Below are 11,233 nucleotides of genomic sequence, written 5' to 3'. Positions count from 1 at the left end.
CCACTTCTTTGTGTTGATGTGAATTCATGAGCCAGACCGCGACCATTTTGGTCATCGACGACGAACCGCAGATCCGTAAATTTCTGCGTATCAGCCTTGTTTCCCAGGGCTACAAAGTGCTGGAGGCCGGCACCGGCACCGAGGGCCTGGCCCAGGCTGCCCTGAATAAACCGGACCTGCTGGTACTCGACCTCGGCCTGCCGGACATGGACGGCCAGCAAGTGCTGCGCGAGTTTCGCGAGTGGTCGACAGTGCCGGTGCTGGTGCTCTCGGTGCGCGCCAGTGAAGGGCAGAAAGTCGAAGCACTGGACGGCGGCGCCAACGACTACGTGACCAAACCGTTTGGCATTCAGGAGTTTCTTGCGCGGGTGCGTGCCTTGTTGCGTCAGGCGCCGGCGGGAGAAGCGCAACCCGCGGCGCTGACGTTCGGCCCGTTGACCGTCGACCTGGCTTATCGCCGGGTATTACTCGACGGCACCGAAGTCGCGCTGACCCGCAAGGAATACGCGGTGCTGGCGCAACTGGCGCGGCATCCGGGGCGGGTCATCACCCAGCAACAACTGCTCAAGGATATTTGGGGGCCGACCCATACCGAGGACACTCACTATTTGCGGATTGTGGTCGGGCACCTGCGGCAGAAACTGGCGGATGACCCGACGCAGCCGCGGTTCATCGTCACCGAAGCCGGAGTTGGGTATCGGTTGTTGAGTGAGGACAGCCTTTAGTCTTGTGTCGTCTGATCTGGCGTCTTCGCGAGCAAGCCCGCTCCCACATTGGAATGCGATCAAATGTGGGAGCGGGCTTGCTCGCGAAGGGGCCTTATCATTCACTCGAGAAGTTCAGGAATCCCGCTCACTCTCATACCGATCCAGCGTATCCCGCGCAATCTCCCGCCCCAGCGCGATCAATTCCGGCGCTTTATAAAACTCGAAAAACCGGCACACCCGTTTCGGCACGTTGATCAAAATATCCGGCGGATAACCGGCGATCTTGTATTGCGCCAATGAGGTTTGCATCACCTCGAAACTCTGGTTGATCAGATCCAGCAAAGAGGCCGGGCCGACGTTGTCGATGATGAACGAGCCGGTGGCGGACTTCGGCGCGCCGTCGCGTTCAGGGGCGGCTGCCGGTTGCTGGGCTTCGGGTGCGGCGGATTCGATCCACGGGTTGATCTCGGCCGCTTCTGCCATCAACGCTTCCTTTTCCAGCAGCAGCAATTGCTCCGCCTGTTTGCGGCGGAAGGGCAATTTTGAACCGAGCGAGTTGATCAGGCTGTCGAAACGGGTCTTGAACGCCGCCGGGCGCTGGATCACCGGCAGTTGATAATGGCGCTGGTTGGTGGAGTTGAGGTTGACCGCGATGATCAGGTCGCAATGACTCGACACCACCGGCACGATCGGTAACGGGTTGAGGATGCCGCCGTCCACCAGCATGCGGTTGCCCTGCATCACCGGGGTGAACAGGCTGGGAATCGCCGCCGAAGCGCGCATGGCCTGGTGCAGGCATCCTTCCTGAAACCAGATTTCCTGCTGATTGGTCAGGTCGGTGGCTACCGCCGTGTAAGGGATGCGCAAGTCTTCAATATTGATCTCGCCGACGATCTTGCGGATCTGCCCGAAAACCTTCTCCCCGCGAATCGCACCCAGACGAAAACTGACGTCCACCAGACGCAAGACGTCGAGGTAATCAAGGCTTTCGATCCAGTTGCGATATTCGTCGAGTTTACCAGCGGCATAGATCCCGCCGACCACCGCGCCCATGGAACATCCGGCAATGCAGGCAATGTCGTAGCCACGCCGTTCGATCTCTTCAATGACCCCGATATGGGCGTAGCCCCGGGCCCCACCTGAGCCCAGCACCAGCGCGACACGCTTTTTCATGAATCGCCCTCGTCTGACAAGGTTCAACAATGCACCCATCGAGGGGCGCGCTTCAATCGATAAGGTCGTTCAGCGAGGCGAGGGCGTCGTTTTTTCGACACTCTTTGGCGGCAGATGGGTATTCTCGCGAGCGCTAGAGTTTCCGCGGCGGGACCAAGGCACTTTTCACGCGCCAGACCGTCTTAACTGCACGACTGTTTATCTATCTTTGAGGTGTGAATAATGAAAGCCTGGATCTGTGTGCCCTTGATTGCCCTGGCACTCGCCGGTTGCGCCGGCAAAACCGCTTATCGTGACAGCTGCGCCAACGGGATCGATGCGGCGTGGCATGAGCTGGACCTGGCCAAGGCTGAAGGTTTCGCCGGGAATGTCAGTTACTCCAAGGCGCTGTCGCTGTTGACCGGTGCCAAGACCCAGCAGCAATTCGAAGCGTTCGAAGGCTGCGCCAAGAAGGCCGAGAAGGCGCGTTTCTATATTCGTGAGTCGCGCGCCGGCCGTTGAGGCATGATGTAGGCATTAGGGGCAATTCGATTCAGGGAGCAAGTGATGTCTGCCTTGGTTGATCGGTTGGTGGCTCATGTCCTGGGCCTGGAAGTCCGTTTGCTGGCCTGTCAGGCACGCTTGAGTGCGCGCACTGACCCTGAAGCGCTGCACGATCTGCGCACCACGGTTCGCCGTTTGCGCAGTCTGCTGCGGCCATTGCGCGGCTTACCCGGGGTCGAACAGCTGGAAGCGGCGGCGTCCCGGGTCGGCGACTTGACTACGCCGTTGCGCGATCGCGAAGTGTTGGCGGCGTACTTGCTCGAGCATGATCAACCCGAGGCTGCCCATCGGCGCATGGCGCAGATGGCTGAGGCTTACCCAGCGGTCGCGACGAGTCCTGAAGTGGCGCAGTTGCTGATGATCCTCGACGCCTTTCCGCGTTTTCTGCGGGCCTCCCAACGTCAGGGCTTGCTCAAGGGCTTGCGCCGGCGCATCGAAAAACGTTTGGCCAAGCAGTGGAAAAAACTCGACACAGCCCTGCACGATCCGGTGCATGATCGCCACCGTTTGCGCCTGCTGATCAAGCGTGTGCGTTACGGCATCGAAGCCTATCCCGAACTGGATCGACTGCCGAAAGCGGCGATGCCGCGCTTGAAGTCCGCGCAAGGTGCCTTGGGCGATTGGCACGATTGCTTGCAATGGCTGGCCATGGCCGAGCAGGAAACCGATTTGCAGCCCTGCGTCGCGGCCTGGAAAACCGCCATGGCCAAGGCCGAAGGCCGCGCCGACCGCGTCCTCGACAAACTCAGCGCAGCCTGTTTCAAATCCTGAAACCACCACAAATCGGGCCTGATCACCCTAGGGGGGGCCACACTGAGCCAATGTGGGAGCGGGCTTGCTCGCGAAAGCGGTCTGTCAGTCACATCTGTTTTGGATGTGCCGCCGTCTTCGCGAGCAAGCCCGCTCCCACATTTGATCACTGTTGAATTTTGAATCGATGTCCGGCACACGGCCTATCTGTCAGCTTCTTTGGCCGGAATAAGCGCTGTGCCACCCCCGCAGGCTGGTTAAGATCCCTTCATCCTTTTCCCGCACCGAGGTTTCCATGCGCTTTTCCGATCTGCTCGACGCTGTCCGCAGCCAGCCGCTGGAGCTGTCTATCCCGGCCGAATGGGCTCAGGGGCGTGCCAGCTTCGGTGGCCTGGTGGCCGCCTTGCAGTACGAAGCCATGCGCGCAAAAGTCCCGGCGGATCGTCCGGTGCGTTCGCTGGCGATCACCTTTGTCGGTCCGGTCGAGCCAGAAGTGCCGGTCAGCTTTGAAGTCGATGTGTTACGCGAAGGCAAAGCGGTCAGCCAGGTGCTGGGTCGGGCAATGCAGAAAGGCCAGGTGGTGACGTTGGTCCAGGGCAGCTTCGGCGCCTCGCGACCGTCGGAGGTGGCGGTGATCGCCGAACCGGCGCCCGAGATGAAACACTGGGACGACTGTCAGGAATTGCCTTACATCAAAGGCGTGACCCCGGAATTCATGCGCCATCTGGCGATGCGCTGGAGCGTCGGCGGTCTGCCGTTCACCGGCAACAAATCCCGCGAGATGGGCGGCTGGGTGCGCTTGCGTGGCGACGTGAAGGAAGAAGCGGTCAGCGAGGCACATATCCTGGCGCTGGTCGACGCCTGGCCTCCGGCGCTGTTGCCGCACCTGAAAAAACCGGCGATGGGCAGCACGCTGACCTGGACCATCGAATTCGTCCAGCCGTTGCTTGAACTGAGCACGCTGGACTGGTGCAAATACCTCGTCGAGATCGAGCATGCCGCTGACGGCTACGGTCATGCGGCCGCGAAATTGTGGAACGCGGACGGTCAGTTGATTGCCATGAGCCGGCAAACGGTGACGATTTTCGCCTGATCAGTGACGACGGTGGCGCTCACGCCAGGCGCGCCACCAGCCGCCGCTCAGGAAGAACCGTGGGAAGGTCAGAAACTGCTCGACCAGCAAGCGCGACACGGCATCTTTGCGATCACTGAATGGCTCGGAGGCTTGTGCCTCCAGCCTGTGACCGTGGCGTTGCAGGCCGAGGGCGGCGAGCAGGCCAATGACGCCAATCGCGACATTCGCGAAACTCAGACTGAACACTCCCGAGACAATCAGCAGAAACGCCACGATGAACAGCGGCACGGCAATCAGGTGCAGCACCAGATTGGTCGGGTGCTGGTGATTGTTCGGGTACGCTCGCCATTGCCAGGCGGGAAGGTTGGGGTGACGTTTGCCCATGATGGTAATCCTTGGTTCGTTGAGGCTCTTGAACAAAGAATAGGCCGGGGCAAGCCAGTCGGCGAATCAAGGCTGGCTATCGGAGTGATAGGTGTCATGTTCGGAATTGATGTTGATTGAGCTGACGCCATCGCGAGCAAGCTCGCTCCCACATTGGAATGCGATCAAATGTGGGAGCGAGCTTGCTCGCGATGGGGGCCTTACAGTTTGAGCTGCCCGATAGCCTTGCTCAACTCCCCGGCCAATGCCGCCAGCTCATTGCTGGTGGTCGCCGAATCCACGGTCTGCTGCACGGTGTTCTCGGTTACATCCCGAATGCTCACCACCGCCCGATTCATCTCTTCCGCCACGTGGCTCTGCTGCTCGGCCGCCACCGCGATCTGCGTATTGCTTTCACGCATCTGTGCCACGGCGCTGGTGATTTCTGCCAACGCTACGCCGGCCTCCTGAGCCTGCTGCACGCAATCGTCGGCCTTGAACGAGCTTTCCTGCATGAAATCCACCGCGTCCCGAGTCCCTGCCTGCAACGCGGAAACCATGATCGTGATCTCGTCAGTGGAGGTCTGGACACGTTTGGCCAGGTTGCGCACTTCATCGGCAACCACCGCAAAACCGCGACCCATTTCACCGGCACGGGCCGCTTCAATCGCTGCGTTCAGCGCCAGCAGATTGGTCTGCTCGGCGATGCTGTGAATCACACTGACCACGCCGTTGATTTTCTGACTGTCCTCGGCCAGACGTTGAATCATCTCGGCAGTCTGTTGCACCCCGCTGGACAGGCCGGCAATCGACTTCTGCACCCGACTGACCACTTCCTGTCCGCTGCCGGCCAGGGTGTCGGCGGTTTGCGAGAGGTCGCGGGTGGCGCCGGCGTGCTGGGCAATGTGATAGACCGTGGCGGTCATTTCGTTGATCGCCGTGGCGGCCTGATCGGTTTCGCTTTGCTGGCCGAGCATGCCGTGACGCACCTCGTTCATGCTCGACGCCAACCGTGCCGCGCCGACATCCAGTTGCCGGGCGGTGCTGGCGACGGTGTTGACCACCCGCTGGTAACCGGCCTGCATGGCGTTGAAGGCATTGGCCATCTGCCCGACTTCGTCAGTGCAGGCCAGCGGCACACGGGCCGACAGGTCACCGGTTTTCTCGACGTGAAGCATCACGTCTTTCAGCGTATTGAGCTGGCTGAGCAGGAAGCGGATCAGCAATTGCGATGCGCCGAGCATCGCCAGCATCAGGATTGCCACCGCCACGGCATAGTTGGGAAAACGCTCGCCAAATACCTGGGTCAGGCTCGGGCCATGGGCAATCACCGCGACCTGATTGCCGTCCGTGCGCGTAAACACTTCAGCACCCATCAACGGGTTGTTGCCGAACAGCGGCATGGCATTGATTTCGACCCAGCCATTGGTATCGACCAGTTCCAGTACCGGCTGCCCGTTCAGCAACGGTGACTGCCCGAGACTGAAAGTCAGCACGTTATCGGCGTTGGGTAGCGGCTGCCCGGCGGGCCAGGCGCTGAGCAGTCGCGCCTGGGCTTGTGCCGATGCCTGATAAGCATGGCTGCGGGCCTGTTGTTCGAGCTGTACGGCGTACAACACCAGCAGCAAGGTCGTGACGAAGGCGACGGCGTTGACCGCCCAGAATTTGTATTTCAGCGAGATATTGCTAAGCCAGGCACCCATGGAGGTCTTCTCTGATAGCGGAAACAGTTTCGGCAAGGTGCCATTATTGTGCCGCTACTCAGGGGGCTGGATCTTGATGTGGGTCAACGTTCCCGGCATGCTCGCGCACAGGAATTGCGGGGCGTAATGCGCTATCCTTCGCGCCTTCAAATTTCCCTCGCTACAGGATTCCGCACCATGAAAGCCGCACTCGTCGAACTCATCAGCAAAATCAGCTCCGGGTGCATGAGCGATGACGAAATCCTGAAAGTCGCTGACGAAGCGACCCAGGCCTACGCCGATCCCGAGGCTTTTCTGACGGCCAATCCGGATATCAACTACGACGACACGTTCCCGATTCCGCTGGGCGAGTGGGTCGTCGTCGGCAGTTTGCCGGAGACCGTGCTGTTCCAGGCCGACACCTATGTGGACCTGTTCGCCCAGATCGTCGCCTCGTTCGGGCCCGGCGTTGATTTCAATATCAAGCCCAAGCAACTGGCCAAGACAGAAGCCCTGACCGCGCTCAATCGCATTCAGGTGCAGATGAGCAGCATGAACAAGGAAAACGGGGGTTACACGCTGATGAACTTCAGTCAGTTGCTCGACGACGAACTGCAAGTGGTGCTGGTCTACGGCAACGACGTGCCGCGCGTGCTCGAGTTGTGCGCCAAAGTCGGCATCGCTGCCGCACCCTCGCTGGAAGCCCTCAAAATCGCCGTCCACGTTTAAAAAACGGAACCCTCGCAAGGCCCGGCTATCCTAAGAGTGCAAACCACTCTTAGGGAGCGACACCATGGGTTCCACGTTCAACGGTCTGATTGGCCTGATTATTCTTGCCCTGGATATCTGGGCGATCATCAACGTGCTCAAAAGTGGTGCCGACACAGGGATGAAACTCATCTGGGTGCTGCTGATCCTGCTGCTGCCGGTGCTGGGCCTGATCATCTGGGCCATTGCCGGGCCACGGGGCAACGTCCGAGTCTGACCGGTTTCCCGGAAACAACACCGAACCTGTGGGAGCGGGCTTGCTCGCGAAGGCTGCGTCACATCCAATATATATGTGACTGACATACCGCTTTCGCGAGCAAGTCGGATCGCCGCACCGCCGCTCCCACATTCGACCTGTCATGTTCCGCAACGTAGAATTCTCGCCTTTCCCGGGGCAATCGAGCTGATCGATTGGCCATCATGGTCGGGTAACCGTCCGTTGCCACCCGCATTCATCGGAGCACTTCCCATGAGCAACACCCCGACCAGCGAGTACCTGGAAACCCTCTACGAAGGCTACGGCCAGCGTTTTCGCATGGAAAAACTGCTGCACGAAGTGCGCACCGAACACCAACACCTGGTGATTTTCGAAAACCCGCGCATGGGCCGCGTCATGGCGCTGGACGGCGTGATCCAGACCACTGAGGCCGACGAATTCATCTACCACGAGATGTTGACCCACGTGCCGATCCTGGCGCATGGCACCGCCAAGCGCGTGCTGATCATCGGTGGCGGTGACGGAGGCATGCTGCGTGAAGTGGCCAAGCACCGCAGCATCGAGCACATCACCATGGTCGAGATCGACGGCACCGTGGTCGACATGTGCAAGGAATACCTGCCGAACCACTCCAAGGGTGCGTTCGACGATCCACGCCTGAACCTGGTGATCGACGACGGCATGCGTTTCGTCGCCACCACCACCGAAAAATTCGACGTGATCATTTCCGATTCCACCGACCCGATCGGCCCGGGCGAAGTGCTGTTCTCGGAAAACTTCTACCAGGCCTGCCGTCGCTGCCTGAACGAAGGCGGCATCCTGGTGACCCAGAACGGCACGCCGTTCATGCAAATCGAAGAAGTCAAAACCACCGCCGGGCGCCTGCGCAGCCTGTTCCCGGACTGGCACTTCTATCAGGCGGCCGTGCCGACCTACATCGGTGGCGCCATGACCTTCGCCTGGGGCGCGACCAATACCGCCTATCGCAAATTGTCCCGCGAAACCCTGCAGCAGCGCTTCGCCGGCAGCGGCATCATCACCCGCTACTACAATCCGGAAATCCACATCGGCGCGTTCGCCTTGCCGCAATACGTCCTGCAGGCTGTGAACAAGCCTAGCAACGACTGATATCGAGCAAGCCAGAAAAGGGCCCTCTCAGGTTGTGTGAAAACACACCGCAGATGGCCCTTTTTTCATGCTTCACTTATAGAAGGTCCGGTTGAACGATTGGCCGGGGAAGAATGTCGAGATACATGTAAGCCCATCCATGGGTTTTATCGAGGAGGCACCTGATGCAAAAGTGGAAAGTCACTTTCGTTGATGATCACGGTGAACAAGTTGACGAGGTGTTCGAAAGCGATGAATGCCCGAACAATGAACAAGCCGCGAAGCTCATTCGCGCCCGGTGTCTGCCTGTGGCTGCCGAACTGGACCTCAACGATCTGGAAGGGCGCACCGATGATCCGACTGTCAAAAGTCTGAAGACCCAGTACAGCATTGAAATCCTCAGCATCACGCCAATCTGAACATCTCCTGTCACATTCCTAACCAGGCCTTGGCAGCGGCTCTATCTTGAGGCTACTCTGCAATCGAGATCAGCGAACGGATCGCTAAGGTCTGGTCTTGTCAGCTACATGCTTGCTTCCCACCGGCAACGTTGTTGCCGCATCGCTCGCCCCATTCGGTTGCGAGTGCCGGGAATACGGAAAGTCTATCCATCAGTCTGAGGGGGACGTTTCATGAGCACAGCCTATCAAGAAGACATCAGCACCAGCGTCTTGCGCCGCATGAAAGAAGGCGGCTTCGACTTTTCACGATTCCATCCCATCGAGTTCTACGCCATTTTCCCGGACGAGGAGCGGGCGCGCAGGGCGGCAGGGCATTACTGCGGTGAATCCTTAAATGCACAAATCAGCGTGCGCGACGACGGCGCGTGGTACCTGGAACTGAGCAAAGTGATGTACGCCACCTATGACGGCATCGGCGACTTTGAGCAGGATTTCGAGGCGGTGGTCGAGCCTTTGGGCGGCATCATCGAAGGATGGGGCGTCAAGCAGGAGGTACGAGGGCGACTCGCATAACTTATGAACAGTGACAATACTCAGCAACGGCTGACCTCAGGGTTGGCCGTTTTCGTTTTCACGGTTTGAAAAGTTAAAAGATCGCAGCCTCGTTTCACCTGTAGGAGCTGTCGAGTGAAACGAGGCTGCGATCTCTTGATCGTGTTTTTGATTCATAACGTTTCAAAAACGCAAAAAAAAGCCGCCTGAACAGGCGGCTAAAGGGAAGTTCATCAAGTTTTCCAGCGAATGCGCGGATTATCCGCATCCACTCCCGGGCAGTGAAATCAACTCTGGCTATGCTGGTGAGAGGCGACAACATTGCTTCGCAATGAAGCGGGGGCGATCAGCTGGGGGCATTTACCGCACAGGATTGGTGCGGTGCGTGCAGTGCGATTATCCAACTGATTGATATAAAAGCGTTTATGCCGATGGCACGGGCTTTGCGAAGCCCAGATGTCCGGGTGACAAGGAGTACGGCATGATCCGCACCTATTTTGATGAGATGTACGATGCCGGCGGTCAGGTCCGCCCGCATTATCGGGAGTTTGCCCGTTGGCTGGCCGAAACGCCTGACGAGCTTTTGGCACAACGGCGACGCGAGGCCGATCTGTTATTTCATCGCGCCGGGATTACGTTCACGCTCTATGGTGATGAGCAAGGGACAGAGCGCCTGATTCCCTTCGACACCATCCCCCGCAGCATCCCCGCCAGTGAATGGCGAGTTGTCGAGCGCGGCTGCATTCAGCGGGTCAAGGCGTTGAACATGTTCCTCGCCGACCTCTATCACGAGCAGCGCATAATCAGGGCAGGCATCATTCCGGCCGAGCAGGTGCTGGCCAACGAGCAATACCAGTTGGCGATGCAAGGGCTGGATTTGCACCGCGATATCTATTCCCACATCTCCGGTGTCGATCTGGTGCGCGATGGCGACGGCACGTACTACGTGCTTGAAGACAATCTTCGTACACCGAGCGGCGTCAGCTACATGCTGGAAGACCGCAAGATGATGATGCGGCTGTTCCCCGAGTTGTTCGCGGCCCAGCGCATTGCCCCTATCGACCACTATCCGAACCTGTTGCTCGACACCCTGAAAAGCTCCAGCCCGATTGATAACCCGAGCGTGGTGGTACTGACGCCGGGTCGTTTCAACAGCGCGTTCTTTGAACATGCGTTTCTGGCGCGGGAAATGGGCGTTGAGCTGGTGGAAGGCGCGGACCTGTTCGTGCGGGATGACAAGGTGTTCATGCGCACCACGGACGGGCCGAAAGCCGTCGATGTGATCTACCGTCGCCTCGACGATGCGTTCCTCGATCCGCTGGCGTTCAACCCGGACTCGATGCTTGGCGTTCCAGGGCTGCTGTCGTCATACCGCTCCGGCAATGTCGTGCTGGCAAATGCCATAGGCACCGGGGTCGCGGACGACAAGTCGGTGTATCCATTCGTCACGGACATGATCCGTTTCTACCTGGATGAAGCGCCGATTCTGAAGAATGTGCCGACGTGGCAGTGTCGTAATCCCTCCGAACTGTCCCACGTACTGGCCAATCTTCCGGAACTGGTGGTCAAGGAAACCCAGGGCTCCGGCGGTTACGGAATGCTGGTCGGGCCGGCGGCGACGGCGGCGGAAATCGAGTCTTTCCGCGCGCGGATCAAAGCCAAGCCCCATGCGTACATCGCGCAACCGACGTTGTCCCTGTCGACCTGTCCGACCTTTGTCGAAAACGGCATCGCTCCACGCCACATCGACCTGCGTCCGTTTGTATTGTCTGGCCGCGAAACCCGGGTTGTGCCTGGCGGTTTGACCCGTGTTGCCCTGCGCGAAGGCTCTCTGGTGGTGAATTCATCCCAGGGCGGCGGAACCAAGGACACCTGGGTGGTCGAGGATTGAAGGA

The 11,233-nt window shown here is 59.3% G+C and carries 13 protein-coding genes; 10 read left to right on the top strand and 3 right to left on the bottom strand.

Features of this window, described 5'->3' with window-relative positions; all coding sequences use genetic code 11:
* Positions 1-26: 26 nt before the first annotated feature.
* The gene (locus E3W21_RS21990) at positions 27-725 is read left to right on the top strand and encodes a response regulator (protein WP_134421822.1); all 699 of its coding nucleotides are present in this window, start codon (positions 27-29) and stop codon (positions 723-725) included.
* Positions 726-839: 114 nt separating this feature from the next.
* On the opposite strand, the gene E3W21_RS21985 is transcribed toward E3W21_RS21990, so the two are convergent.
* Entirely contained in the window at positions 840-1,880 is a 1,041-nt protein-coding gene (locus E3W21_RS21985; RefSeq protein WP_129442519.1) for a patatin-like phospholipase family protein, read from the bottom strand.
* A gap of 222 nt (positions 1,881-2,102) precedes the next feature.
* Here E3W21_RS21985 and E3W21_RS21980 point away from each other — a divergent pair, with 222 nt between their 5' ends.
* The 3 genes from E3W21_RS21980 (at position 2,103) to E3W21_RS21970 (ending at position 4,266) form a co-directional block, all read left to right on the top strand.
* On the top strand, positions 2,103-2,381 hold the full coding sequence (locus E3W21_RS21980) for a hypothetical protein (protein ID WP_129442522.1): 279 nt from the start codon (positions 2,103-2,105) through the stop codon (positions 2,379-2,381).
* Between the two features lie 45 nt (positions 2,382-2,426).
* Positions 2,427-3,194, top strand: a complete 768-nt coding sequence (locus tag E3W21_RS21975; RefSeq protein ID WP_134421821.1) for a CHAD domain-containing protein — start codon at positions 2,427-2,429, stop codon at positions 3,192-3,194.
* Between the two features lie 274 nt (positions 3,195-3,468).
* Positions 3,469-4,266 carry an acyl-CoA thioesterase II gene (locus E3W21_RS21970; RefSeq protein WP_129442528.1) on the top strand — a complete coding sequence of 266 codons (798 nt, stop codon included), beginning with the start codon at positions 3,469-3,471 and terminating at the stop codon, positions 4,264-4,266.
* Here the strand turns inward: E3W21_RS21970 and E3W21_RS21965 are convergent, their stop codons facing one another.
* Both E3W21_RS21965 and E3W21_RS21960 read right to left on the bottom strand, forming a co-directional pair.
* Positions 4,267-4,632: an Mpo1-like protein gene (locus E3W21_RS21965; RefSeq protein ID WP_129442530.1), complete on the bottom strand. Its 366-nt coding sequence runs from the start codon at positions 4,630-4,632 to the stop codon at positions 4,267-4,269. It abuts the gene before it with no gap.
* Positions 4,633-4,832: 200 nt separating this feature from the next.
* Positions 4,833-6,314 carry a methyl-accepting chemotaxis protein gene (locus tag E3W21_RS21960; protein WP_134421820.1) on the bottom strand — a complete coding sequence of 494 codons (1,482 nt, stop codon included), beginning with the start codon at positions 6,312-6,314 and terminating at the stop codon, positions 4,833-4,835.
* A 177-nt stretch (positions 6,315-6,491) separates the two neighbouring features.
* Here E3W21_RS21960 and E3W21_RS21955 point away from each other — a divergent pair, with 177 nt between their 5' ends.
* The 6 genes from E3W21_RS21955 (at position 6,492) to E3W21_RS21930 (ending at position 11,229) form a co-directional block, all read left to right on the top strand.
* Positions 6,492-7,022, top strand: coding sequence for a hypothetical protein (locus E3W21_RS21955; protein WP_134421819.1), 531 nt, complete (start codon positions 6,492-6,494; stop codon positions 7,020-7,022).
* 64 nt (positions 7,023-7,086) lie between these two features.
* Positions 7,087-7,278, top strand: coding sequence for a PLDc N-terminal domain-containing protein (locus E3W21_RS21950; RefSeq protein ID WP_134421818.1), 192 nt, complete (start codon positions 7,087-7,089; stop codon positions 7,276-7,278).
* A 252-nt stretch (positions 7,279-7,530) separates the two neighbouring features.
* The gene (gene speE / locus E3W21_RS21945; RefSeq protein WP_129442537.1) at positions 7,531-8,406 is read left to right on the top strand and encodes a polyamine aminopropyltransferase; all 876 of its coding nucleotides are present in this window, start codon (positions 7,531-7,533) and stop codon (positions 8,404-8,406) included.
* A gap of 164 nt (positions 8,407-8,570) precedes the next feature.
* Positions 8,571-8,804 (top strand): hypothetical protein, encoded by a 234-nt coding sequence (locus E3W21_RS21940; RefSeq protein ID WP_129442539.1) that lies wholly within the window; start codon positions 8,571-8,573, stop codon positions 8,802-8,804.
* 213 nt (positions 8,805-9,017) lie between these two features.
* Positions 9,018-9,359 carry a ribonuclease E inhibitor RraB gene (locus tag E3W21_RS21935; protein ID WP_008148805.1) on the top strand — a complete coding sequence of 114 codons (342 nt, stop codon included), beginning with the start codon at positions 9,018-9,020 and terminating at the stop codon, positions 9,357-9,359.
* Positions 9,360-9,819: 460 nt separating this feature from the next.
* The gene (locus E3W21_RS21930) at positions 9,820-11,229 is read left to right on the top strand and encodes a circularly permuted type 2 ATP-grasp protein (protein WP_134421817.1); all 1,410 of its coding nucleotides are present in this window, start codon (positions 9,820-9,822) and stop codon (positions 11,227-11,229) included.
* Positions 11,230-11,233 lie beyond the last annotated feature (4 nt).

This window comes from Pseudomonas sp. F01002 (genome assembly GCF_004402115.1).
Taxonomy (GTDB): Bacteria; Pseudomonadota; Gammaproteobacteria; order Pseudomonadales; family Pseudomonadaceae; genus Aquipseudomonas; species Aquipseudomonas frigoris.
Note: the sequence above shows the minus strand (reverse complement) of the source record. Positions and strands in the feature narration are given on the sequence as shown.

Coding starts and splice junctions, on each gene's coding strand:
- E3W21_RS21990 (WP_134421822.1), top strand. CDS start 27: ATGAGCCAGACCGCGACCATTTTGGTCATCGACGACGAACCGCAGATC.
- E3W21_RS21985 (WP_129442519.1), bottom strand. CDS start 1,880: ATGAAAAAGCGTGTCGCGCTGGTGCTGGGCTCAGGTGGGGCCCGGGGC.
- E3W21_RS21980 (WP_129442522.1), top strand. CDS start 2,103: ATGAAAGCCTGGATCTGTGTGCCCTTGATTGCCCTGGCACTCGCCGGT.
- E3W21_RS21975 (WP_134421821.1), top strand. CDS start 2,427: ATGTCTGCCTTGGTTGATCGGTTGGTGGCTCATGTCCTGGGCCTGGAA.
- E3W21_RS21970 (WP_129442528.1), top strand. CDS start 3,469: ATGCGCTTTTCCGATCTGCTCGACGCTGTCCGCAGCCAGCCGCTGGAG.
- E3W21_RS21965 (WP_129442530.1), bottom strand. CDS start 4,632: ATGGGCAAACGTCACCCCAACCTTCCCGCCTGGCAATGGCGAGCGTAC.
- E3W21_RS21960 (WP_134421820.1), bottom strand. CDS start 6,314: ATGGGTGCCTGGCTTAGCAATATCTCGCTGAAATACAAATTCTGGGCG.
- E3W21_RS21955 (WP_134421819.1), top strand. CDS start 6,492: ATGAAAGCCGCACTCGTCGAACTCATCAGCAAAATCAGCTCCGGGTGC.
- E3W21_RS21950 (WP_134421818.1), top strand. CDS start 7,087: ATGGGTTCCACGTTCAACGGTCTGATTGGCCTGATTATTCTTGCCCTG.
- speE (WP_129442537.1), top strand. CDS start 7,531: ATGAGCAACACCCCGACCAGCGAGTACCTGGAAACCCTCTACGAAGGC.
- E3W21_RS21940 (WP_129442539.1), top strand. CDS start 8,571: ATGCAAAAGTGGAAAGTCACTTTCGTTGATGATCACGGTGAACAAGTT.
- E3W21_RS21935 (WP_008148805.1), top strand. CDS start 9,018: ATGAGCACAGCCTATCAAGAAGACATCAGCACCAGCGTCTTGCGCCGC.
- E3W21_RS21930 (WP_134421817.1), top strand. CDS start 9,820: ATGATCCGCACCTATTTTGATGAGATGTACGATGCCGGCGGTCAGGTC.